The 24945-nt window shown below is 69.7% G+C and carries 17 protein-coding genes and 1 pseudogene; 10 read left to right on the forward strand and 8 right to left on the reverse strand.

Going from position 1 to position 24945, the window contains the following annotated elements; all coding sequences use genetic code 11:
* The first annotated feature begins 336 nt into the window (after window positions 1-336).
* Both OG904_RS30375 and OG904_RS30380 read left to right on the forward strand, forming a co-directional pair.
* Window positions 337-6030, forward strand: a complete 5694-nt coding sequence (locus tag OG904_RS30375; RefSeq protein ID WP_405496415.1) for a PA14 domain-containing protein — start codon at window positions 337-339, stop codon at window positions 6028-6030.
* A 68-nt stretch (window positions 6031-6098) separates the two neighbouring features.
* Entirely contained in the window at window positions 6099-7196 is a 1098-nt protein-coding gene (locus OG904_RS30380) for an RICIN domain-containing protein (RefSeq protein WP_405496417.1), read from the forward strand.
* Between the two features lie 124 nt (window positions 7197-7320).
* Here OG904_RS30380 and OG904_RS30385 read toward each other — a convergent pair whose 3' ends face one another.
* The 5 genes from OG904_RS30385 to OG904_RS30405 all read right to left on the reverse strand — a co-directional run bounded on the left by OG904_RS30385 (window position 7321) and on the right by OG904_RS30405 (window position 12788).
* Window positions 7321-7776 (reverse strand): hypothetical protein, encoded by a 456-nt coding sequence (locus OG904_RS30385; protein ID WP_405496419.1) that lies wholly within the window; start codon window positions 7774-7776, stop codon window positions 7321-7323.
* Between the two features lie 193 nt (window positions 7777-7969).
* On the reverse strand, window positions 7970-9172 hold the full coding sequence (locus tag OG904_RS30390; protein WP_405496421.1) for a hypothetical protein: 1203 nt from the start codon (window positions 9170-9172) through the stop codon (window positions 7970-7972).
* 304 nt (window positions 9173-9476) lie between these two features.
* The gene (locus OG904_RS30395; protein WP_405496423.1) at window positions 9477-9941 is read right to left on the reverse strand and encodes a hypothetical protein; all 465 of its coding nucleotides are present in this window, start codon (window positions 9939-9941) and stop codon (window positions 9477-9479) included.
* A 167-nt stretch (window positions 9942-10108) separates the two neighbouring features.
* Window positions 10109-10843, reverse strand: a complete 735-nt coding sequence (locus tag OG904_RS30400) for a Pr6Pr family membrane protein (protein WP_405496425.1) — start codon at window positions 10841-10843, stop codon at window positions 10109-10111.
* 796 nt (window positions 10844-11639) lie between these two features.
* Complete coding sequence (locus tag OG904_RS30405) at window positions 11640-12788, reverse strand: PucR family transcriptional regulator (protein WP_405496426.1); 1149 nt, start codon at window positions 12786-12788, stop codon at window positions 11640-11642.
* Between the two features lie 86 nt (window positions 12789-12874).
* On the opposite strand from OG904_RS30405, the gene OG904_RS30410 reads away from it, so the two are divergent.
* Both OG904_RS30410 and OG904_RS30415 read left to right on the forward strand, forming a co-directional pair.
* Window positions 12875-13930, forward strand: a complete 1056-nt coding sequence (locus OG904_RS30410; RefSeq protein ID WP_405496428.1) for a ferredoxin reductase — start codon at window positions 12875-12877, stop codon at window positions 13928-13930.
* A gap of 7 nt (window positions 13931-13937) precedes the next feature.
* Window positions 13938-15056, forward strand: a complete 1119-nt coding sequence (locus OG904_RS30415) for a fatty acid desaturase family protein (RefSeq protein ID WP_405496430.1) — start codon at window positions 13938-13940, stop codon at window positions 15054-15056.
* Between the two features lie 99 nt (window positions 15057-15155).
* On the opposite strand, the pseudogene OG904_RS30420 reads toward OG904_RS30415, so the two are convergent.
* Window positions 15156-15537: pseudogene (locus OG904_RS30420) on the reverse strand (transcriptional regulator); the annotation flags it as partial.
* A 199-nt stretch (window positions 15538-15736) separates the two neighbouring features.
* Between OG904_RS30420 and OG904_RS30425 the strand changes: the two are divergent.
* The 6 genes from OG904_RS30425 to OG904_RS30450 all read left to right on the forward strand — a co-directional run bounded on the left by OG904_RS30425 (window position 15737) and on the right by OG904_RS30450 (window position 21564).
* A complete protein-coding gene (locus OG904_RS30425; protein WP_405496432.1) occupies window positions 15737-16588 on the forward strand; it encodes an aldo/keto reductase in 852 nt (283 codons plus the stop codon).
* A gap of 286 nt (window positions 16589-16874) precedes the next feature.
* Complete coding sequence (locus OG904_RS30430) at window positions 16875-17681, forward strand: MBL fold metallo-hydrolase (RefSeq protein ID WP_405496434.1); 807 nt, start codon at window positions 16875-16877, stop codon at window positions 17679-17681.
* Between the two features lie 5 nt (window positions 17682-17686).
* The gene (locus OG904_RS30435) at window positions 17687-18112 is read left to right on the forward strand and encodes a nuclear transport factor 2 family protein (RefSeq protein ID WP_405496436.1); all 426 of its coding nucleotides are present in this window, start codon (window positions 17687-17689) and stop codon (window positions 18110-18112) included.
* Between the two features lie 143 nt (window positions 18113-18255).
* Complete coding sequence (locus OG904_RS30440; RefSeq protein WP_405496438.1) at window positions 18256-19812, forward strand: Na+/H+ antiporter; 1557 nt, start codon at window positions 18256-18258, stop codon at window positions 19810-19812.
* 160 nt (window positions 19813-19972) lie between these two features.
* On the forward strand, window positions 19973-20587 hold the full coding sequence (locus OG904_RS30445) for a hypothetical protein (protein ID WP_405496440.1): 615 nt from the start codon (window positions 19973-19975) through the stop codon (window positions 20585-20587).
* Between the two features lie 77 nt (window positions 20588-20664).
* Complete coding sequence (locus OG904_RS30450) at window positions 20665-21564, forward strand: serine hydrolase (protein ID WP_405496442.1); 900 nt, start codon at window positions 20665-20667, stop codon at window positions 21562-21564.
* Between the two features lie 456 nt (window positions 21565-22020).
* Here OG904_RS30450 and OG904_RS30455 read toward each other — a convergent pair whose 3' ends face one another.
* Together OG904_RS30455 and OG904_RS30460 are read right to left on the reverse strand one after the other, a co-directional pair.
* Entirely contained in the window at window positions 22021-24327 is a 2307-nt protein-coding gene (locus OG904_RS30455; RefSeq protein ID WP_405496444.1) for a bifunctional polysaccharide deacetylase/glycosyltransferase family 2 protein, read from the reverse strand.
* A 15-nt stretch (window positions 24328-24342) separates the two neighbouring features.
* On the reverse strand, window positions 24343-24642 hold the full coding sequence (locus OG904_RS30460) for a hypothetical protein (RefSeq protein ID WP_405496446.1): 300 nt from the start codon (window positions 24640-24642) through the stop codon (window positions 24343-24345).
* Window positions 24643-24945 lie beyond the last annotated feature (303 nt).

Genomic DNA, 24945 nt, shown 5'->3' on the forward strand with positions numbered 1-24945 from the left:
CCCGAGCCCGTCGACCGCGCGCGCGGAGGGGTGGCCATTCGGCCTATCTGAGGGCAGGTCAATTTTATCCAATCCCAGCCCGCCGGCCGGCCGGTAGGTTCCCGCCTCGGCCCGGAACGCGCCCCCACGGTCGTGGCGGGACGGAGGATCGCGCTTCCGGCGGACGTCGACCGGGATGGAGGGGTCTTGGTGCCTGGGGGTAAGAGCAGAGCGCGATTATCGGCGCGGTCGTGGTTGCGGATGATCGGTTTCGCGCTGGCGATGGCCTTGGTGGTTTCACTGGCGCAGGCGGGGGGCTTGCCCTCCGCGTCGGCAGCGCCGGCGGGGGCCAGGAAGGTGCCGCGGAACCTGCCGCTCCTGTCGGTTCGGTCGCCGGGCAAGCGGGCACCGCAAGGACCGCAGGCCGAGCCGAAGCAGCCGAAGGCGGACTTCGCGCCCTTGGCGACCGGCAAGCACGCCGGGTTCGACGCGCGAAGGGCGCTGCGCGGCGCCGCAGCCGGCGCCGATGCCGATGCCGATGTCGCACCGCAGACCGGTCTGGTCTCGCCGGTCGACGGCGCGGTGGTGGGCACGGAGACACCCGTGTTGCAGGTGGCCGCGGCCGGTGACGGCGTCCTGTACTGCTTCAAGATTTCCACCGGGTTCGACGGCCGCTCGGGCAGCGTGGTCGACTCCGGATGCCTCGACCAGCCGCAGTGGACGGTCCCCAAGCACGTGCTGCACGACGGTGGCCGCTACACCTGGACGGCCGCCACCGCGATGCCCGGCGACACGGACGCCACGGCGCCGCTGTGGGTCGGGCACTTCACGGTCAACCAGCGGGTGGGAGATCCGGGACCGGCACCCACCGACCACCTCGGGCCGGTGACGGTCAACCTGTTCAACGGCAACGCGCACGTCGAGGCCGCCGGGCCGTCGTTCCCGACCGTCGGCGGATCGGCCGGGGTGAGCCTCGCCTACAACTCCCGGCAGGGCGCGCCGCACGGTGTGCGCGCCTCGTACTTCAACGACCCGCGGCACGCGGGTACCCCGGCCGCCATCCCGGTGATGGTGCGAGGCGAATCGCAGGTCAACCTGGACTGGGGCACCACGTGGACCGGCAACCCGGAGAACCTGCCGTGGCGGGACAACCCGATGCCGCCGGCACTGGACAAGAACTGGTTCGTCGTGCGCTGGGAGGGCCAGTTCAAGGCCCCGGTGACCGGCGACTTCCGGTTCGGCGGCGCGCACACCGACGGTGCGCGGGTCTGGCTGGGCGACAAGCTGGTGTACGACAATCCGAACCCCGCCGATCCCGGCGACGACTTCCTGCTGCCCGGCCCGCACCGGAACAGCGAAGTCGCGCTGAAGGCCGGTCAGCTGGTGCCGCTCCGCGTCGAGCTGTACCACCACACCGACCAGCGTCCCCGCATGGTGCTCTGGGCCAAGAGCAGCGTCGGCGCCGATGACCAGCGCACTCACAATCTCGAACCGCGGATCGTACCGACGGAGTGGCTGTTCTCCGCGGACTCGCAGTCGCTGCCGGGCGGGTGGACGCTGTCGGCGCAGTCCAGCGGCTACAGCCACGCCGAGATGCTGGACGGCTCGGTCGTGCTCACCGACTCCGCCGGTGGCAAGCACACCTGGGCCAAGGTCTCCACGGGCGGCTTCACGCCGCCGGCGAACGAGGACGGTGTGCTCGCCTTCGACGGCGCGGGCCGGATCACGGTCACCGAGGGCGAAACGGTGTCGGTGTTCAACCCCGACGGCACGCTGGCCGCGGTGGAATCGGTCCTCGACGGCAAGAAGCCCGCGGCCCTGCAGTACCTCTACAGCGGGACGCCGCCGCGGCTGACCCAGATCAAGGACCCGGTCTCCGGCCGGTCGCACGGGCTCTTCTACAACACCGACGGCAGCGACAGCTGCTACGGCGGAGTCACCCGCCCGCCGGGCTCGGACCCGGCTCCGGCGCAGATGCTGTGCCGGATCCGGTATTGGGACGGCAGCGAGACCCGGCTGTGGTACCAGATGGACACCCTGGCCCGGATCGAGAACTCCGGCGCGACCATGCAGGACTTCGACTACGTGGGCCGCGCCTCGGCCAAGCAGCGCTACGACCAGGCGGGTGACAACGAGGAGGAGAAACAGAAGGCCCTGGACAGCATCGGGCCGCTGGCCACCCTTCGCGGCAGCCTGGCCTACGACTGGGTGGCCCGCCAGGCCCCGTCCGAGGAGAACGGGTGCACCAACACCAGTGACACGGCCGCCGCCTGCACGGTGATCGGCTACGACTCCGTGATCGAACAGCCCCAGGAACCGCCGGCCCTGCGCGCGGTCCAGGTACTGGCCCCGGCCCCGGACGGCCGCTCGAGCGAGAAGCGGGCCGAGCACTTCTACCAGTACTACCTCGAACGCAAGCAGGCCACCGTGGCCCTGGCCGGGGTGTACGACTCCACCCGATCGCGCACCGTCACGTACGACGACGCGGGCCGCGCGTTGATCAGCACCGACTTCACCGGGGCGAGCATCTCCGCGGAGTGGAACGCGAAGGACCAGGCCACCGCGTCGATGGACAGCGCCGGCCGGCGCTCCACCACGGTCTACGACCACGCCGACCGACCCGTCGACAAGTACGGGCCCGCACCGGCGTCCTGCTTCGACGGACAGACCCCGAAACCCGCCTGCGCGGAGAAGATGCCGCACACCCGCACCACCTACGACGACGGACTGGCGGGGCTGTCGGCCGCCTTCTACGACAACCCCGAACTGTCGGGCGTGCCGCAGGAGTTCGCCACCGGGGTCGGTGCCACGGACGGGGCGCTGTCACGGTCGTGGGGAGCGAGCCCGCCGGTGGCGAACACCGGCGGCTGGTCGGGCCGGTTCACCGGTGAGATGCAGTTCCCCGCCGCCGGGGACTACGGCCTCGGGTTCACCGCGGTCGACGGAGTCCGCCTGTGGGTCGACGACGTCCTGACCGTCGACAGCTGGGGCGACAAGCCCTCCACCGCCGTCACCGGCAAATACACCAACGCCACGGCCGGCAGCTGGCACCGCGTCCGCGTCGACTATTACAACCGCTCGGGCACGACCGGCGCACTGGCCTTCACCTGGACCCCGCCCGGCGCCGGCACCCCGGCCCCGGTGCCCGGCACGAACCTCGCCCCCCGCTACGACTGGGCGACGAGCACGACCACCGACGACACCTCCGGCGGCGCCACGGAACGGGCACCGTCCAAGCGCGGTGCGACCGGCTATGCCGACCCGGCCGCGGGCATCGACCCGGTGTACGGGATCCAGGTGTCCGCGACGGCCGACCCCGGCGGCCTCAACCTCACCGCCCGCTCCACCTATGAACGTCCGGGCACGGGGTACCTGCGCAAGCTGGCCGAAGCGCTACCGGCCGGAGACGTCACCAACTCCGACCGGCGCGGCACCACCACCTACTACGGGGACGCCGAGACGCGTACCAACCCGTGCGATCCGAACGCCCCGGCCGCCAACCAGGGCGGCATGGCCAAGACGGTCACCGGAGCCAAGCCGGGCACCGGACCGGCGCTCACCAGCGAGACGGTCTACGACGAGGCCGGCCGGATCGTCGCCTCGCGCGTCAACGATGAGCTGTGGAGCTGCACCAGCTACGACGCGCGCGGGCAAGCGACCAAGAGGGTCTTCCCGGCCTTCGGGGACAAGCCGGCGCGCACGGTCACCTACGACAGCGCGGTCGGCGGTGACCCGCTCGTCTCGAAGGCTACCGACGCGAACGGGTCGATCACCACCGTGATCGACCTGCTCGGTCAGGAAGTGGCCTACACGGACGCCAACGGCGTCACCTCGGTCTCCACCTACGACCAGGTCGGCCGGCTGACCAACGACACGACCACGGTCAAGGGTGTGTCCAGCACCGTGTCCTACGCCTGGAACGCCGCCAACCAGCTGGTCACGGTCAAGGTCGACGGCACCGTCGTCGCCACCCCCACCTACACCACCGCGGCCGAACTGGCCACGGTCGCCTACGGCAACGGATCCCGCCTCGACTCGCTGACCCGCAACGACTCCGGCAAGCCCACGGCGCTGACGTGGAAGACCGTGGCGTCCACCGTGGTCGACACCGTCATCCGCTCCCGGGACAACCGCATCACCGACGACGCGGTGACGGAGGACGGCAAGACCAGCGCGGCCTACTCCTACACCTACGACGCGATGGGCCGGCTCGTCGCCGCGACCGTCCCGCACCACCAGCTCACCTACCGGTTCGATCCGGCCGACGGGTGCGGAGCCGCCAAGAACGCCGGGATGAACACCAACCGCACCGCGTCCACCGACAGCCTCAACGGCGCCCCCGCGGTCACCACCAACTACTGCTACGACGCCACCGACCGGCTGACCTCTACCAGCGGCGGCCTCGCGCTGGCGTTCGCCTACGATGCCCGCGGCAATACCGCGAAGATCGGCGGCGACACCTTGGGGTACGACTCCACCAAGCGCCACGTCTCCACCACCACCGCAGGTGGCACCGCCATCTCCTACACCCGGGACCCGGCCGACCGGTTGACCAGCCGAACCGTCGCCGGCGCCTCCGACATGTCGAAGAACGGGACCACCCGCTACTCCTACACTTCCAAGCACGACGACGCGGACCTGGTCCTGGACAAGGACGGCGCTCTGCTGCAGCGGATCGTGGCCCTGCCCGGCGGGGTGCTGCTGACCAAGAACTACGACAAGGCCGCCACCACCAACTGGTCCTACCCCAACATCCACGGCGACGTGCTGTTCACCGCCGACGGCACCGCCGCCCGCACGGGTGCCCTGCACCTGTACGACCCGTTCGGCCAGAACATCGACCCCACCACCGGCGCCTTCGCCGACATCCCGATCCCGGCCACCGCCGCCGGCGGCATGGACTTCGGGTGGCTGGGCCAGCACGAACGACCCGTGGAGCACCTGGCCGGCCAACAAGCCATCGAGATGGGCGCCCGCGTCTACCTGCCAGTCCTGGGCCGCTTCCTCCAGATCGACCCGGTCGCGGGCGGATCGGCCAACGACTACGACTACGTCAACGCCGACCCCATCAACGGCCTCGACCTGGCAGGGACCTTCAGCTGGAAGTCGGTGGTCCACGTCGCGACCACCGCGGCCGAGGTGGTGGCCTACGTACCCGGCCCCATCGGCACGGTGTCCTCCGGGCTGGCCGCAGCCGGCCAACTCGCCCAGGGCAACAAGGCCGCCGCGGCCGCGGACGCGCTCGGCATGATCCCCGGCGGCAAACTCGCCGGCGCCGTGGCCAAGAACGCCGCCAAGGAGGCTTCGACCCTGGGCAAGGCCGTCACGGCCGTCGAGAAGTGCGGCGGCAACTCGTTCTCCCCGGACACCCTGGTGGAGATGGCCGACGGCAGCACGAAACCGATCAGCGAGATCCACGAAGGCGACCAGGTCAAGGCCACCGACCCGGCCACGGACGTCACCGCCGGTGAGCCCGTCGCGGGAGTCATCGTCGGCCACGGCACCAAGCACCTGATCGACATCGATTTCGGTGGCTCTCGACAGGCGACGATCACCGCCACCGCCGGCCACCCCTTCTGGGTCCACGGCCGAGGCTGGGTGAACGCCGGGGACCTCAGGACCGGCGACCTGATCCGTGACCCGTCGAGCATCGCGGCCGTGCAGGTCACCACGATCCACGACCGCGGTGAGGTCGCCGACCAGACCGTCTACAACCTCAGCGTCAGCGGCATCCACACCTACCACGTCCGAGCCGGAGCCAACTACCTCCTCGTCCACAACTCCGCGTGCCCCATTCACGGTCCCAGCCCCTTCACTGAGTGCCCGGGGTGCAAAGTCAACGGCTCGGGGGAACGCAACGCGATCGAGCGCGTGTCGGATCAGAAAGTAGGGATCGAGAACACCATCGAGGATGCCGGCGCACGAGGGAAGGGGCTGGACCACGTCGTACACGCCCCGCCTGGCCCTGAGGCGGCGCTGGTCGCCGGCGCCATAGGCGTCCGCATGGCGGGCGCGGCGGTAAAGGGCGCGTTCAAGAAATTCCGCAGGTAGCGGAGCGCTGCCCGAAGAATCGGCCGCCTGTCGTCGACCGGAATACGCATCATGAAAGGACCAAGCGCGTGACCAGCACCACTACCAGAACCAGAACCAGAGCCGGAAAGAGAAGATCGCTGTGGCGGGCGGCGCTCGTCATCGCCGCGATGCTGGGCGCAGCAATTGGGGTCGGCACCGCCCCGGCCAGCGCCGCACTCGTCCAGCTGACGTTCACCAACGTCAGCAACAACAAGCTGCTGGACGTCCAGAACGGCGACTACGAGGACAACGCGTTCATCTCCGTCAACCCGGCGCCGGGGTCTGCCACGACGTGGCGCATCAACACGGGCACCGCCTTCGGCTCGGGGTTCGCCATCGTCAACACCACCACCGGCAAGTGCATGGACTTGACCACGGCCCGTTACCAACTGCGCCAGCAGCCCTGTGACGGACGCGCGTCCGAGCAGTGGTACTTCCAACCGATCGACGGATCGGCGAAGAAGGCGTTCAGGATCCGCCAGGTCGGCGACAACACCTGTCTGACCGTCCAGCTCCCTCCCAACACCGACAGCTTCGTGTACACCTACCGCTGCGACAACACGCCGTACCAGCAGTGGACGGTGCCCACCTCGGTCTACCAGACGGCGTGGAACTCCGCCGTGGACTACGCGGCCGCCCGGTGCAACAAGGACTCCGCGACCTGCTCGTGGTCCACGGCCAGCCAGACACCGCCCTTCACGCTGCCGGAGACCTGCGTCTCCCCGATCTGGTTCAACGACACCTCGACCACGATCCCGTGGGAGTTCACGCTGAACACGACCACGGGGTGGAGCAACACCATCGGCTTCAAACTGGACGGAAGCCTGAAAGTCAGTGGCAGCGTCGCCGGTCTCGCCACGCTCGAGCTCGCCGTCACCGCCGAGGTCAACGGCGCCACCACGGTGGACCTCAAGCAGGAGATGGGCAACAAGCTGACCGTGAGCGTGCCCCCACGCCAGTACGGGTGGGTCACGCTGTCGGAGCTGGCCACCAAGGCCACGGGTACCTGGACCTTCGACACCCAGGGCTTCCCCTGGACCGCGGACGACACCATCACGGTGCCACTGAAGTACGACGTCAACGGAGGCGCGAGCATCTACAGCGCCCGGACCAGGCCGACGTTCACCAACTGCGCCGGAGTGTAGCCCGCGGTCTTCCCCCACCGACCGGCTGGGGAACGCTTGCGGTAGAGAGGCCGGGCTCCCGGCACCCGGACCCGCTCCGGGTGCCGGGAGCCCGCGTCGACGGCGGCCGGGTGAGGCGCACGGCTCAGCCGGTGCAGCCGGGGACCGGGCTGGGGCTGGTCAGGCAGTTGTTCGAGATGTTGGAGCTGAAGCGGGTGGCGAGCAGGGTGACGGTGCCGACGTTGTTGTGAATGCCGCCGCCGTTCTGGTTCGCGGCGTTGGCCTGGACGGTGGTGGTGCCCACGTTGGCCTGGGAGCCGTTGAACACGCTGAGGCCGCCGCCGAAGTTGGCCTGGTTGTTCCGGATCGTGCTGCTGTTGACGGTCAGGACGCCGTTGCCTGTGACGACGATGCCGCCGCCGGCGCCGGGCGCGATCGCGCTGCCACCGGCATCACCGTTGCTGAGGGTGGCCGTGCGCAGGGTGAGGTTGCCGCCGTTGACCGTGAGGTTGCGGAACGTCCCCGACTGGCGGTTGACGGTGGCGCCGTTGCCGTTGGCCGTGCTGATGGCGGCCTGCAGGGCGGCCTGGGTGCACGCCACGTTCAGGGTGCGACCCTCCGCCCCTTGCGGGCAGGCTGATGACCCGTAACTCAGAGCGGGAAGGGCAGCCCGTTGCCTACGGTCTGGGCGGAGGTCGTCTTTGCCGACACCCGGACGAGATCTGTTGCCGGGTGTTGCCACTTTGGGGGTTGCAGCGGGCTTGCAGGTCGATGGGGTGCCGCAGAGCCGGGTGTCAGGTTCGCAGGCGCAACTGGACTCCGGCATGGTCAGAGGCCCACAGTCCTTCGGGGCTCCGGTGTTCGAGCCCGGTGACGCGTCCGTCGGCGGTGGTGAGGGCCGACCCGTCGGCGGCCTTGGCGAAGACCATGTCCACACGGTGATCAACCTTGCGGGTGTCGGAGTCGTTGACCTGCTCCGAGAATCCGGCGGTGTGGCCGGGATTCGAGGCCGAGAGCAGGAGCCATTGGTCGGTGAACCGCCCTTGGCCGGTGATCAGGTCATAGGTCGCGGAGTGCGGCGTGGGGTCGCCGGCTTTGCGCGTGTGATCGAGGGGGTCGGAGTTGCAGTCGCACGCGATGACGACGGCTCGGCCGGCGATGGCGGCGGGCCCGGCAAGCAGCTCGTGCGCCTGGTCCAGCGCGGTGAGGGAGGACTGTGACTCGAGGTGGGTGTTGATGAACCTCAACCGCTGGTCACCCAGGTGCACGTCGGCGAAGCCGTATCCGCGGAGGAAAGCGATCCTCCTGCCTGCCAGTGAGATGTCCTGTCGCGCCCGGTAAGTGCCGCCTCCCACCCCCTCGACACGGACGGGGGAGCCACTGCGGCGCAGGATGACATCGCGCAGGGTCAGCCGTACATCGCGCGGTGCCTTCAGACTCGCGGTGCCCGGTGTGCCCTGGAAGGCAGGACCTTCCACGTCGGATTCCTGCCGCACCTGAATCGCCTCGTATGGATGCCCCAAGCGATTGAGGTCGGTTAGCAGCAGTGCGAGGTAGTCGTAGTCGACGGTGGCCGCGTTGGCGACACCCATCTGATCCGTCTCCAGCGGGCCGGACCGCCACAGAGCCACTTCCTGGAGCCCCACAAGGTCGGGTGCGCCGCCCGCGATCTCGGCGGCCAGGAGCTTGCTTCGTGAGGGGAAGTCCGTCTGATCGACGATGGTGCGCAGGGCATCGTTGGCGTGGGCGAAGGCTGCCAGAACTGCGTCGGGGTCATTGATTCCCCGGGTGGCGTTGAGGGGGCGCGAAATGTTCCCGCCGAGGTACAGATTGCGGGTCAGGACGGTGACCTCGGTTGCTCCGGCGGGCCCACGGGCGTCGGCGCCGACGAACGCGATCGTCCCTCCGACCCCGAGACCGAGGACGAGGGTCGCGACGGCGAGTAGTCGGCGCCCCGTCCCGGATAGCCATGCGTGACGGGGTGGATCGGTGGACACGGCGGAGACCTCCGACAGACGATGGCGGTGTGTGAGGCGGCCGCAGCCCAAGCAGCGGAATCTTCCCGTCATGGTCATCGGCGAACGGCCCAGCGATCTTGAGCCCGAGCGCGAACTGGCTGTGTGCCGCATCCGGTTTCGTCGGCACCGAGGTCGCCGCAGCAGGTCATCCCCGTCAGCATCGCCTCCAAGACCACAACCGGGTCTTGGAGGCCCACGTCACGCACGGAAGCCGGATCGGCCGGCGGAGACCCCGCCGACGACACCTCAGCGGGAGGGAGAGGGGGAGGGGGAGGTGGCAGGGTCAGATGCGGCTCACGGTGAACCTGGAATCGATGGGATCGTTCTTGAACTTGATCACGCCGATCAGCTGGGTGACGCGCGTCGGAGTGAGTGAACTGGACTCGCAGTTGACGTCCGTACTGCTGGCCGCACCGTCGACGACGGAGAAATTGATCTGTCCGCGCCCACTGGCGCCCACCGCCAGGGAGAAGTTGCCGCTCTTGACCCTGCCGGAATCGCCGGTGCCGATCTCCACCCGCAGGACATTGGCGGTCAGGAAGACCGGAGTGACCGTCATGTCCACCACGGTGCCGTTGGTCGACAGCGTGCCGACGAACGGCTTGTCGGGGAGGACGAGGTCACTGGCGCCTACGTAGTCGGTCAGTTTCCCGCCGCACACGTTCGGCACCACTTCCGCCTGCGCCGACCCGGTGGCCAGCGTGCCCGTCAGGGTGGTGGCCAGGATCAGTGCGGCTGCGGCGGTCATGATTCGGCGGGTCATACGGGGGTCCTTCCGGAGGGCCGCGGGCCTCGGAGTGTGGCCGACAGCGGGGAACGACGGGCCCCGCGTGGTGCGGGACCCGCTGCGTGCACCTGTGGATGTACTCACCACACCCCCCTCCGACGTGGGCGCGGGGCGCTGCGGGCAGACTTTCACTCGAACAGGTTTCGCCCTGTCGATTGGCCGTCCTGTTCCAAGCGCCGGGGTGGTCCGTCTCCCAGCCGGAGACGGACCTGCGGATCACAGGCACCCCGTAGCCTTCCGAGGAGGCCGTCCACGGCAAGGATCGCCAAGGCGCCCGTGGAGAAGGCCAGTGCGAAGAGCAGGCTGTTGCCGAGGACGACCGCGTACCCGTAGCGGGCCACGTCCAGGACCGGATAGGGGTACCGGGCCCGCGCGCCGGGCTCCAGCAGCTCCCCGCGCAGCAGGGTGAACATCAGGTAGGCGAACGGGTAGAGGAGCCACTGGGCGGCATGGCGCGGGCGCAGGCCGCCCGGCGTGGTCAGCAGCGCCCACGCGACGGTCGCGCTGATCGGGGTGACCGTGTGCAGGAGTTGGCAGGAGACGGTCCGCCAGTCCACGGACCCGGTCGCGATGGCGCCGCCGCGTTCTTCGGCTCCGAACTCGTAGAGGTAGAGGTGGTACACGAGCCCGGTCACGAGGACGGCCAGCAGCACCCCGCCCGCGAACCGGGGCTCCCACCACGGGCCGCGCGCCCGGACGCGAAGGACCGGCGGGGCGAAGGTCACCGCGACCAGGATGTTGCTCTGGATCGTGAAGTAGGCGAGCACGCGGTGCGCGCTCCCCTCGGCCAGCGCGATGACCACACCCGTCACGGCCGCCGCGCAGGCGATCGCGGAGAACCCGACTCCCACCCGGCGGCGCACAGCCCCCTCCCCACGGCGCACCACAATCGAAACGAATCGCTCAGCCACCCGCCCACGCTAGTGGAACCAAGCCACCCGAAATCCCACGATATCGCCCTAAATGGGCGCTCCGAAAATACCCTGGACGCCGCCTGCCAAGGCCCGGTGCCCCAAGGGGGCCGGGCTGGGCTGGGACGGGTGCGTCCTCGGCGACACGGGCCGGATCTCCTGGGTCAACCCGCCGGTGCTGTGCGGCAACAGCATCCAGGAGGGCCGTGCGCCGGCCACCGTCAACGGCGCCGGCAACGGGCGCGCTGGGAACAATGGTGATCTGCAAGGCGGTGCCGGCGGTGTCAGCCGGCCGACCTCACCCCTGTGCGCGGGCGCCGAAAACGGCGGGAAGGGCCGCGAGGCGGCAGCGCCATCGTCGGAGGCGGCAGCATCTCCGCAGGGCCCGGCGGAGATGGTCGGAACGGCTGCGTGGCCATCGTGCCCAACTGACCGGGTGCAGTGTGGCGCACCGCGTTCCAGCGAGGATCCCCTCGGACCCCTCCGGGTGCGGGTGGGAAGACCATGCCGGAATGGCGCAGTCACGGCTGTTTTGGGGGTGTGGTGCCGGCTCCCGTGCCGGCTCCCGTGCCGACTTGGCGCTGACTGTGCAGCGTCGAGAGCGACGTGACTCCGGTCAAGCCTCCGTGAAGAGGAGACGGCGGCATCGAGGGAGGCGTGCGGCGGGCGGCGTCCGTGAGGAGGGCCCCGGCGGGCCTGCCCGGCAGCGGGCCCCGACCCGTGAGGTCAGGAGCTTGCGAACTCCGCTTCAGCTGACCCGGATGCCGACCGCCAGCGTCAGTTCAAGGACCCGCTGTGGCGATGCGAGATCCGGGAACAGCTCCCGTAGCTGCGACATCCGGTACCGGACTGTCTGGGGATGGACGAACAACGCCGCCGCCACCTCTTCCCGCCTGCCCTGGTGCAGCAGCCACGCCCGCAACGTATCCTCCAGCCGCCGTGCGGTCGCGACGGGCAAGGTCCGCAACGGTGCGAGTGATCGGGCACGCAGGTCGGCGAACGCGTCCGCGTCAGCGCTCAGCACCAGCTCGGGCAGATGGTCCTCGGTGTCGCGGATATCGGAGGAGAGGGAGCGCGCGCGTACGGCTCGTGCGTACGAGGCGGACGCACGAGTCCATGGCCGGGCCGGGCCGACCACGGCGTTGCGGTCGGTCAGCTGCCGCAAGAGACGTGATCGGTCGGCATCGGGGACGAGCAGCACACCGGTGACGTCCGGCAGGTCATCGAGGACGAGGGTGCTCGGTTCGAGCGCGCGGTAGGCAGGCCGGGCCTGGGCGGCGGGCAGCAGGACCGCGGTCAGTGAAACCGGAGGCTGCCATCCGGCCCGTTGAACAGAGGCAAGCAGCACGTCCGGGCTCGCGCCGGCGAGGAGATCGCGTGCCAGGTGTTCCAGGTGGCGCTCGTGGGCCCTGCCCCGGGCGGCCAGTTCGTCGGCGTGGCCCGCGGCGCTCGCGGCGGAGAGCTCGTCGATGTAGGCGAAGGTCAGCTCGGCGAACTTGGCGACCTCGGCGGCGGGCAGACCGGCGGGTACGGCACCCGCTGCCAGGCATCGCCAGGCCACGCGGGCGCCGACGCGGTAGGCGCTGAGCAGGGCGTCCATCGACCGGCCGTCGCGCACCTCGCCGCGGCCCAGCTCGTAGGCGGCGTCACCGGCGTCACTGGCGTCGCCGCCCGTGGCGTATCCGCTCGCGAGGTCCAGGTAGTGCCCCAGGGCGGTGCGGACGGCTCGGCGGATGGTGCCGCCCATGCGGCCCGAAAGGGCGTTGGCGTAGGGATGGACCTCGTCGATGATCGCCTGGACGACCTCGTCGGCGGTGGTCTTCAGCGCGGCCCGCAGTGCGGTGACCGTCGTCTCGTCCAGGGCCAGCTCGCTGGCCCTTCGGATTGCATGGCTCACGTTTTGTTCCCTGCGAACAATTCAGTCGACCAGATTTACGTCCTGCGGTCAGGACTTTACGCCTTGAGGCAGAGCAAGCTGGAGCCATGACGAGTGCAGCCCTCCGCAGCAGGGCGTGGAAACTGCTGGAGATGGTCACGACGCCGCTGCTGCCGTCGGACTACCTCGACCTGGTCAGCCCGCTGCGTGCGGGTGCTGACCTGCGTGGGCGCATCGAGGCCGTGCACCCCGAGACGGGGGACGCCGCGACCATCGTGATCAGGCCGGGACGGGGCTGGCGCGGCCACACGGCCGGTCAGTACGTGCGGATCGGGGTCGACGTCGACGGGGTGCGCCTGTGGCGTGCCTACTCCATCACCTCGCCGACGAACCGCCAGGACGGGCGTGTCACGATCACCGTGAAGGCGATCCCGGACGGCAAGGTCAGCAACCATCTGGTCCGCGGGGCGAAACCGGGCACGTTGATCCAGCTCGACCAGCCGACCGGTGACTTCGTGCTGCCGCGGGCCAAGCCCGCCAAGGTGCTGTACCTGACGGCCGGCAGCGGCATCACGCCCGTGATGGGCATGCTGCGTGACGTCGAGATCGACGACGTCGTCATGGTCCACTGCGCGCCACAGCCGCAAGACGTGATCTTCCGCAACGAACTGCACGACCTGGTCGCGGACAGGAAGCTGCGGCTCACCGAGGTGCACACCGACACGGACGGCATGCTCGACATCGCCCGTCTCGACGAACTCGTGCCCGACTGGGCCGAGCGTGAGACCTGGGCTTGCGGGCCCGCGGGCCTGCTCGACGCCGCCGAAGAGCACTGGACCGCGCACGGCGTACAAGAGCGCCTGCACACCGAACGCTTCCGCCCCGGCATCGTCGTCGCCGGCGACGGCGGCGAAGTCACGTTCAGCGCCACCGGCAGGACCGTCGATGCGGACGGCGCCACGCCGTTGCTGGACATCGGCGAGGAGGCCGGCGTGCTCATGCCCTCCGGGTGCCGCATGGGCATCTGCTTCGGCTGCGTCACCCCGCTCAAGGCGGGCGCCGTCCGCGACCTGCGCACCGGCGAGATCACCGAGGCCGAGCCGGGCGTCCTCATCCAGACCTGCGTGTCCGCCGCGGCGGGCCCCTGCGACATCGAACGGTAGGAGCACCTTGACCTCCATCGACCCCACCGCCCACCTGACCGCGGAGCAGATCGAGGAGCTCGGCCGCGAGCTGGACGCGATCCGCGACGAGGTGATCGCCGGCCGCGGCGAGAAGGACGCCGCCTACATCCGTAAGGTCATCTCGGCGCAGCGCAAGCTCGAGCTGGTCAGCAGGGGCGTGCTGCTGTTCTCGATCTTCCCGCCCGCGTGGCTGATCGGCACCGCCGGTCTGTCCGTGGCGAAGATCATGGACAACATGGAGATCGGCCACAACATCCTGCACGGCCAGTGGGACTGGATGCGTGACCCGAAGATCCACTCCACGACCTGGGAGTGGGATCACGTCTCGCCGTCCGAGCAGTGGAAGCACTCGCACAACGAGCTGCACCACACGTACACCAACGTGATCGGCAAGGACAACGACCTCGGCTACGGCATCATGCGCGTCGACGAGGACCAGAGGTGGCACCCGTTCCACCTCGGCCAGCCGCTGTGGAACTTCCTCAACGCCTGCTTCTTCGAGTACGGCATCGCAGCGTACGACCTGGAGCTCGGCAAGAACCTGCACAAGCGCCGCCGAGGGAACCCGGAGTTCCGCGCGCGGGCCAAGGCCGTGGGCCGCAAGATCCGCAAGCAGGTGCTCAAGGACTACGTGATCCACCCGCTGCTGTCGGGCCCGTCGTTCCTCACCACGCTCGCCGCCACGTTCACGGCGAACCTGGTCCGCAACATCTGGTCCCACTCGGTGATCATGTGCGGGCACTTCCCCGAGGGCGTGCAGGTCTTCGAGCGCCGGTCGATCAGGGGCGAGACGCGCGGACAGTGGTACCTGCGCCAGATGATGGGCTCGGCGAACATCAGCGGCAGCAGGGCCATGCACTTCATGACCGGCAACCTGTCGCACCAGATCGAGCACCACCTGTTCCCGGACCTGCCGAGCAACCGCTACGCCGAGGTCGCGGTGAAGGTGCGCGCGCTGTTCGAAAAGTACGAGCTGGAGTACGTCACCGGGCCGCTGCCCAAGCAGGTGTTCTCCGCGTGGCACAAGGTCTTCCGGCTCTCACTGCCGAACAAGAAGCCCAAGGTCAAGACGCCGGACCGCGAGCAGGAGCTCGTGGCGGCCTGATTCCCCGTACTGGTTGCGCGCGGGCCGCGGCAGTGCCGTGTACGTGCGCGCCGCCTCGTGCCCCTGCGGGATGCTCCTGCCGATTCCACCGGTTCGGCCTCCGGTCAGGGCGCGCAGCCGGGCGACGCAGGCGCGGACCTGAACCGTCCGGTCAGGGAACAGTTCGCGGGCGGCGGGGTGGAGGAAGAGGTAGCGGGCGAGGTTGCGCCGGGTGGCGGGCCAATCGTCCAGGCCCGCGTACAGGGCCAGACCCCCGGGGGTTCCATGCGAGCAGGTCCATGCTGCGGCTGACGATGTGGGCCGGGTTCGGGCGCATCGTCTCCAGGAGCAGCTTCAGGTGCGGACGCACGGTGCGGCTCGGGGCGGGAGGCGGTTCGGGGGTGTAGCGGGCGGCTCGGGCGGCCAGCTCGAGCAGGTGCTGGTGTTCGGCATCGTCCAGTAGCAGGGCGCGGGCGAGGGCGTCGATGACGGAGGGGCTGGGTGTGGGGGCCCTGTCACTCCCCCCGATCGTCACCCCCCGGCACGGTTCGGCCTGCCACCGGAGGCGAAAGGGCGCGAAGGTGAGTACCGGCGGGCTTCACGACTTCACGCCGTCCGAGTACGGAGATCCCGCCGTGCCGGAGCACTGACCGGCCTGCGGTCCATGCCCCGCACCCCGTCCCGCGCGGAAGGAATCCCTCATGCAGCACGTCACCCTGAACAACGGCATCGCGATGCCGATCCTCGGCTTCGGCGTCTACCAGATCCCGCCGGAGCAGACCGAGCAGACGGTCACCGAGGCTCTCGCGGCCGGCTACCGACTGCTGGACACCGCTGCCGCGTACCAGAACGAGGAGGCCGTCGGCCGCGCGATCAAGAACAGCGGAGTGCCGCGCGAGGAGCTGTTCGTCACCACCAAGCTGTGGGTCCAGGACGCGCCCGGTGAGGAGAACACCAAGCGGGCCTTCGGGACGTCGCTGAAGAAGCTCGGCCTCGACTACCTCGACCTGTACCTGATGCACCAGCCCTACGGTGACGTGTACGGCCAGTGGCGTGCCATGGAGGACCTGAACCGTGAGGGCCGTGCCAAGGCGATCGGTGTCGCGAACTTCTACCCCGACCGGCTGCTCGACCTCGTCCTCAACAACGACATCACGCCCGCGGTCAACCAGATCGAGACCCACCCGTTCTTCCAGCGCACCGCCGACCAGGAGCTCATGCGTGAGCACGGGGTCCAGATCCAGGCCTGGGGCGGCTTCGCCCAAGGCAAGAACGGTCTGTTCACCAACCAGGTCCTGAGCGGGATCGCCCGGGACCACGGGAAGTCCGTGGGGCAGGTCGTGCTGCGCTGGGCGGTCCAGCGGGGCGTCGCCTCCATCCCGAAGTCGGTGCGCGCCGAGCGCATGGCGGAGAACATCGAGGTCTTCGACTTCGAGCTCACGCACGACCAGATGGCGGCCATCGCGACCCTGGACACCGGGTCGTCGCTGTTCTTCGACCACCACGACCCGGCGATGGTCCAGTGGCTGAGCGCTCGGCGCCTGGACAGCTGACCGAGCACCCCTCCAGCACACCGGGCCGGGCGGTGTGCGGGGCCGCGCAGTCGCGCGACTCCACCCTCCGGCTCGTCCCCCGCTGACGGAGCCGAGCTCCCGGCCGGCGTCCCGGCGGCAGCGGCAAACGGGGGAGCGGCAAGGCCCCCGCTCGACTCGCCCACGCCGGGCGGGGAAGTGATAGTGGCTGCTGAGACGCCCTCCGGCCCGCCCTTCCCGGTCTGGATCAGCCAGCCCCGGAATTCTCCTCTCGTCCCCGTCCCCGACGTACGCCAAGGAGTCCTCCATGAGCACGCTCGACTTCACCGTCCTCGACCTCGACTTCCCGGCCGGGGCCAAGAACAAGACCGCCACCCTGGTCACCGGCGAGAGCGAGGCACTGCTCGTCGACGCCGCCTTCACCCGCGCCGACGGCCACCGCCTGGCGGCCGCCGTCCTGGACTCCGGCAAGAGGCTGACCACCGTATTCGTCAGCCACGCCGACCCCGACTTCTACTTCGGCGCCGAAGTGCTCGCCGACGCCTTCCCCGACGCGGTCTTCGTCGCCACCCCGCTCGTCATCGAGCACATCAAGGAGTCCTACGAGGGCAAGCTCAAGGCATGGGAGGCCCTCGGCCCGAACCTGCCCACCCGTCTGGTCGAGTTCACCCCGCTCACCGACGGCCTCACCCTCGAAGGCCACCGCTTCGAACTCAAGGGGGGCCCGGCGGCCCTGCCCGACCGCCATTACCTGTGGCAGCCCGAGCACCGTGCGCTCCTCGGCGGCGTGCTGCTCTTCCAGCAGGAGCACGTCTGGGTCGCCGACACCGCCACCCCCGCGTCCCGTACGGCCTGGATCAAGCTCCTGGACGAGATGGCCGCCCTGGACCCGCAGCTGGTCGTCCCCGGCCACCGCCTTCCGGACACCGCCACCGACGCGTCGGCCATCGCCCACACCCGTGAGTACCTCGTGGCCTTCGAGGAAGAGCTGGCCGAGGCCGCCGACGGGGCCGCGCTGACCGACGCGCTCGTCAAGCGGTACCCCGACCACGGCATGCTGATCGCCGCTCAGATCGGCGCGAAGGTAGCCAAGGGCGAAATGCAGTGGGGCTGACCGCCGTGAACGAAACCACCGGCTTCGGCACCTCCACCGCCCCCGCGGACGTCGTACGCCGCCAGTACCTGGCCTCCGCCGCCGGAGATCTGGAGGCCCTGCGCGCCACTCTCGCCCCCGACGTGGAGTGGACCGAGATGGCCGGCTTCCCGCTGGCCGGCACCTACCGCACCCCCGAGGGCGTCACCGCAGCGGTGATGGAGAAGCTCGGCCAGGCATGGGAAGGCTGGACCGCCCACGACGACACCTACGTCGTCGACGGCGAGAACGTCGTCGTCCTGGCCCGCTACACCGCCGCCAACAAGGCGACCGGCAAGACCATCGACGTCCGCGTCGCCCACCACTTCATCGTGCGCGGCGGCCGGATCGTCCGCTTCGAGCAGTTCGTCGACACCGCCCTCGTACGGGACGCCATGACATCGGACAGGTGACCACCCCGACCGGAACCCCCGGCCGGTTGCCGGGACACCTCCGGTCCGCGGCCTGGCCACCATGAGCATGAGCCTGTGGGCAGGCGAAACGACCACCCCTGAGGAGACCAGAGGACACCACGCTCGGCCTGGAACTCGTCGTCGTGCTGGGCACGGCCGTCCTGCTGTGCGGTGTACTCGCGCCGCGGCTGCGGATCAGCCGCCCGGTCCTCCTGCTGACCTGCGGCGTGCTCGCGGGCCTCGTACCCGCCCTGAGCGAGGTCCGGCTCGAGCCGGACGTCGTCCTGATGCTGTTCCTGCCCGTCCTGCTCTACTGGGAGAGCCTGACCGCCTCGCTCCGCTCGATCCGCCGCGGACTGCGCGGTGTCGTCCTGGTCAGCACCCTGCTGGTCATCGCGACCGCCGCGGCGGTCGCCGCCGCAGCCCACGCCCTCGGCCTGCCGTGGGGTCCCGCCTGGGTGCTCGGTGCCGCCATGGCCCCCACTGATGCGACCGCCGTGGCCGCCCTCGGTCTGCTCCTGCCGACGCGCAGCCTGGACATGCTCAAGGCGGAGAGCCTGGTCAACGACGGCACCGCCCTGGTCCTCTACGGCGTCGCGGTCGGGGTCACCACCGGCGGCGAGCACCTCGGCGCGGGCCACGTCGGCCGGCTGTTCCTGGTCGCCTACGTCGGCGGCGCGGCGGCCGGTGCGCTCATCGCCCTGCCCGCCCTGTACATCCTGCGCCGCCTGAACGACCCGATGCTCAGCAACGTCCTGGCACTGCTCACCCCGTTCGCCGCGTACCTCCTGGCCGAATCCGTCGAGGCGTCCGGGGTCCTCGCCGTCGTCGTCTGCGGCCTGATCGTCAACCGTGCCGCACCCCGGGCCAGCGACGCCGCGGCCCGCACCGTCGGCGTCCCGTTCTTCGCCATGGCCACCTACCTGCTGAACGCGACGCTGTTCCTCCTGGTCGGCCTGGAGATCCCCTCGGCGGTCCGCGGTCTGTCGAGCACCGACCTCACCACGGCGCTCGTCATCGTCCTCGTGGTCTTCCTCGTCCTGGTGGCCGTACGGATCGCCTTCTTGTTCATGGCCGCCTACGTGATCCGGACCCTGGACCGGCGTCCCGAACAGCGGCTGCGCCGGGTCAGCCACCGCTCCCGCGTCGTCAGTGGCCTGTCCGGCTTCCGCGGCGCGGTCTCCCTCGCGGTCGTGCTCTCCGTCCCCACCACACTGGACGACGGCACAGCCTTCCCCGCCCGCGACACCCTCGTCTTCGTCACCGCCTGCGTGATCGTCCTGACCCTCGTAGTCCAGGGCGCGCTGCTGCCCGGCGTCGTCCGCTGGGCGCAGCTGCCCGCCGACACCGGCACCGAAGAGGAACTCCGCCTCACCGAAACCACCGCTACCGAGGACGCACTCGCCGCCCTCGACACCCTGGCCGCAGACCTCGGCGCCGGCCCGCAGCCCACCGACCAGCTACGCCTCGAACTCCAGCACCACCTGGACGTCCTCACCGCAGACCCCGGCGGCAACCATCCGGCACTGCGTCACGCCGCCGACGCCACCGCCCTGCGCCTGGCCGTCGTCGCCCACAAACGCGCCACCGTCATCCGCCTCCGCGACACCCAGCAGATCGACGACACCGTCCTGCGCCGCTATCAGTCCCGCCTCGACGCCGAGGAACGCCGCCTCACCCCCACCGAGCCGGCCGAGTAGCCCGCGGCTGGGGCGGCTCCCGCCCGGGCAGTGACCCTGTTCCGGACGCGGGGCCCCCGCCGGGTCTGGATCTTGGCGGACCGTCGCTCGCCGGAAGGTCACAGCCGTGCCACAGGCCAAGGACAGGCCGCGCCTGGAGAGGCCGCCTAGCGTCCCGGACATGGGTGAAAGCAGCGTGGACAGGCGACGAGTACTGATTCTCGGCGGTGCGGCCGTGGGCGCGGCGGGAGCGGCGTTGGTCGGCTGCGGGAGCTCCGTCGGGAGCACCGTGGCTTCTTCCTCCTCCGCCTCCCCGTCGGGTGCGGTGTCCTCGGGGACGGGGCAGTGCGTGCTGATGTCCAATGTGACCGAGGGGCCGTATCACCTCGATGGCGCTTTGGTGCGCAAGGAGATCGCGGAGGGCAAGAAGGGCGTTCCGCTCACCGTGCGGCTGACGGTGCAGGACACCACCGAGTCGTGTGCGCCTGTCGCGGGGGCGGCGGTGGAGATCTGGCACTGCGATGCCTGGGGCTACTACTCCGGCTGGACCACGGCCAATCCGGGCGGCAAGGCGCCTGCGGAGAGCGAGGACACGAGCGGCGCCGACGACAAGACCTACCTGCGGGGCTATCAGATCGCGGGCGAGGACGGGGTGGTGGAGTTCACCACCACCCAGGGGTACACCGGCACCCTCACCCTCGGCATCGACCCCGATGCGGAGAACGGGGGAGGCGGAGCCCCGGGTGGCGGTGGCCGGCAGCCGAGCGGCGCGCCGGGCGGAGGCAGTGCCCCATAGGGCCGGGCCGGGTCCTCACAGGAGATCGAGAGCTGGTTCAAATGTGATCCCCATGGCGCCCTTCTAGCTTCGGCCTCATGGCATTGCACAGATCACCTTCGCGAACACGTAGTCGGCTCGCGGCGCTCGCAACCCTGGCCGCGCTGGTCGGCGGGATCACTTTCGCCCATGCGCGTTCGGAGCCCCGGGGCGGCACGTTCGCGAGTACGGTATCGACGGCGGCCACTCCGGTGCCGACCACATCGCCCACCAAATCCGCCCAGTTGAGAGCCGAGGAGGCGGTCCAAGAGGTGTTGGCGGGCGCGGAGGGGAACGCGGCCGTCGCGGTCCTGGACCTGTCCACCGGTGAGAGCGTCCAGGTCGGTGCCGACCGCGATTTCGTCACCGCCAGCATCGTCAAGGTGGACATCCTTGCCGCATTGCTGTTGCAAGCATCGGACGCCGGGCGCTTGCTGACCGCCCAGGAACAGCGCTGGGCCACCGTGATGATCGAGAACAGTGACAACGCGGCGGCAAGCGCGCTGTGGGATGCCATCGGCGGGGCGGACGGGATGGCGAAGGCCAACCTGCGGCTCGGCCTCACCGAGACCACGCCAGGACAGGGCGCGTACTGGGGATTGACGCAGACCACACCAGCCGATCAACTACGCCTGCTCCAAGCGGTGTTCGGCGAGGAGTCGGTGCTGTCCGCCAATGCCCGGGCATACCTGCGCGGGCTCATGGGCTCGGTCGCCCCCGACCAGGACTGGGGGATATCGGCGGGCCTGGACGACTCCGGGTCCGTGCACCTGAAAAACGGCTGGCTGGCGCGCAGTGAGAGCGGCCTCTGGGTGGTCAACAGCATCGGTCAGGTGGAGGTGGACGACCACATCCTGCTGCTCGCCGTGCTCTGCGACGGTCAGGCCTCGCAGAAGGCCGGCATCGCACTGGTCGAGGACCTCGCCGAGCGGACGCGGGCCGCCGTCACCGACGGATAATCGGGCCTGCCGCCGGACGCCCCGGCGCGGTGTGCGGTCCACGAGGGTGTGCGACGCGTGCATGCCATGCATGGGTTGTCTTCCCGCTTCGGCACGGAGAAGTCATGAGGCGCCTGTGAGGTCCCGCCGGCGCCTTGTTCCACTCGCGTAGAGCGCCGAGTCTGTGGATCGGCCAGGGAGCGGAACCATCCACTCCCTGGCCGAGTACACCCGGCTGCGCGATCCCGCGCACCCCCGCCCCCAGACGAGTGCCCCCTGGGGCCTGGACCGGATCGACCAGGCAGCCCTGCCGTACCCTTCCCGACCCGGGCTCTGAGACTGCCGCGGGGAGGTGAAGGCGCCGCCGATGGCCGTCACCTCCGGGGGACCCGGGGCAGGGAAGGGCGGGGTGTCCTTTGGGGAGGACACCCCGCCCTTTTCGGGGTCCGGATCCACTCCTGGTATTCGCCTAGTGGCTCATCGGCCGGCCCCCGCAGGGGTTCCGACCTCGCCCGTACGCTTGAGCTTCTGCCAGCGCAGGCGGCCGCCGGTGAGTGCGGTGACGCAGGAGTGGATGAGGACGAGGTACATCATCTGGCGGTACGCGAGCTGCTGCAGCGGCATCATCAGGAGGTACCGGTAGCGCTCGCGGTCCAGGCGGAAGGCGTAGGCCGCGCAGATGAGTTGGACGGCCAGCACCGCCAGCCAGGCGATCAGGGCGGACTTGAAGTCGATGAAGACCATCGAGTAGACGGTGAACACGTCGATCAGCGGTGTGAACACGGGTGTGACGATCTGGAAGATCACGACCAGCGGCATGCCGACCCGGCCGAAGCGACCCGAGGGGCCCTTGTCCGTAAGGGACTTGCGGTGCTTCCAGAGCGCCTGCATGGTGCCGTAGCTCCAGCGGTAGCGCTGGCTCCACAGCTGCGTCAGCGAACCGGGCGCCTCCGTCCAGGCCTTGGCGTGCTCCTGGTAGACGACCTTCCAGCCCGCGCGGTGCATGGCGATGGTGATGTCCGTGTCCTCGGCGAGGGTGTCCTCGCTCATGCCGCCGACCTCCAGCACGGCATCACGGCGGAACGCGCCGATCGCGCCCGGAATCGTGGGCATGCAGCGCAGCAGGTCGTACATGCGGCGGTCGAGATTGAAGCCCATGACGTACTCGATGTGCTGCCACGCGCCGATGACCGTGCCGCGGTTGCCGACCTTGGCGTTGCCCGCGACCGCACCGATCCTCGGGTCGGCGAAGGGCTGCACCAGCTGTTCCACGGTGTCCGCTTCGAAGACCGTGTCGCCGTCCATCATCACGACGATGTCGTAGCGGGCGTTGCGCACACCGTTGTTGAGCGCGGCCGGCTTGCCCGCGTTCTCCTGCCGGATGACGCGGACGTTCGGCATGCCGAGTGATTCGGCGATCTCGCTGGTGTTGTCCGTCGATCCGTCGTCGACGACGATGATCTCGATCGGATGCGTGCTCTGCGCCAGCGACTTGAGGGTGTTGGCGATGCATTCCTTCTCGTTGTACGCGGGCACGATCACGCTCACCGGCCCGGTGACCGCGGGCCCCCAGCTGAATCCGTGCCTGTTGCGGAGTCTGTAGTGGCGTCGGGCGAGGATCAGCATCATCACGAACCGGCCGATGACGGCGGCACCGACGACCACGAGCCCGATCGCGAGACCCGGCACGGTCCACTCGGCGACGGCCACGGCCGCGACGAGGGCCTTTCCTTCGTACAGGGTCGTTCCCGTGGCCGTGCGGTGGGCGGCCTGGAGGCTGTTCGCGCCCTCGCGCAGAGCGGCACCGGGCGGCAGCCCGCCCGTCTGTTCGCCGCCGGGCTGCGCGCCGTTCGCGTCCTGCTCCGTGCCGGCCGCCGTGCCGGCCGCCTCCCGGGCCTCGCTCCGCGCCTTCTGGGTCGCGCCGCTGACGGTGGTGAACGTGTAGCCCAGGGCCTTCATCTTCTTGATGTACTCGGGGAGCGCCTTCACCGTCTCGCTCCGGTCGCCGCCCGCGTCGTGGAAGAGGACCGAGGCGCCCTTGCCCGTCTCCGGGGTGGCCGAAGCGACGATCTTCGAGGCCCCCGGCGTCTTCCAGTCGAAGCTGTCGGTGTCCACGAAGACGCTGGTGTAGCCCTGCTCGCCGAGTTCCTTGTAGATGGGCCAGCTGTAGTCGTCGATGGCGTCCGGCTGGGAGGAGTACGGCGCACGGAACAGTGTCGTCGTGATCCCCGCCGCGCCCGCGAGGGCGAGCTGGGTCTGCTCGATCTCGCGGGTCACCCGCTCACTGCTCTGGTAGCTGAGGTCCACGTGCGTGAAGGTGTGGATGCCCACCTCGCTGCCCTGGTCCACCAAGTCCTTCACGATGCCCGGATTCCGGGCGACCATCGAACCGACCAGGAAGAAGGTGCCAGGGACGTCGTTCTCCTCAAGGATCTTGAGGACCTGGGGGGTCCACGTGGGGTCCGGGCCGTCGTCGAAGGTCAGGACGATGGTCTTGTCCGGTACCGACACGGACTGCGCCCGGCCGTCCCGGAACCTCAGGATCGGCCCGCCCTCGATGACCTCGTCGGGAACCTGGTCGGCGGAGGCGCCGGTGCGGATGCGCTCGTCGCCCCCCACTTCGGCGCGCAGGTAGCCGTCGAGGAGCATCACGCTGGTCAGCAGGCCGAGGAGCAGCAGGGCAAGGATCACACGCGGTTTCTGCAGGGTCGCGGCCTTGCCCGCGGCCCGGCTCATCCGGGAGGGCGCGCGCCGTCGGCCGCGCGAAGAGGTGGTGGTCGTCATGGGGTCGGGCTCCGGTCAGTTCGCGCTCGTCGAGGCAGAGGACGTCGGTGTGGGGCTGGCCGTCGGTGCGGCGCCAGTGGGCTTCGCCGGCGGCGTGCCGGTGCCGCCCTGCGGCCCGCCGCCCCCGGGCCCGGGGGCCTGGGCACCGGAGGCCGGACCACCACCGGAGGGCAGGAGTGACGACGGGGCGAGGGACGTGCCCCAGCCCATGAAGGCCATGCCGAGCACGAGGGTGTAGCCGACGCAGACGGCGCCGACGGCGAGACCGATCCGGCGCAGCAATCTCGCTCTGCGCCCGGAGCCGTCGACGAACACGGGCCCCTCCACCGGCGTGGTGCGCGGCCTTCTCCGGCCGCGATAGGGGGAGCGATTTTCGGATTGGGACTCAGAATGCATTTGTGAAGGTTAAGGCCCCTTCTTGGGTCAAACCTTTGGGCTCCTATGATCCGCCTGTGAATGACGACTCAGTCTGTGTATTGCCTGAGCAAATCCGTACCCATCGATCAATCCAAGGCATCGAAAGCTCCCGACTTGTCCGGATGTTCACCCGGAAAACCCGCGTTGCGCAAGACTTCTGTGAATCGCCTGTGCATTTGCCCGCGCGGTGAAATCAAGTCG

Origin of the sequence: Streptomyces sp. NBC_00096 (assembly GCF_045041305.1) — a bacterium.
In the GTDB taxonomy this organism is placed as follows: Bacteria; Actinomycetota; Actinomycetes; order Streptomycetales; family Streptomycetaceae; genus Streptomyces.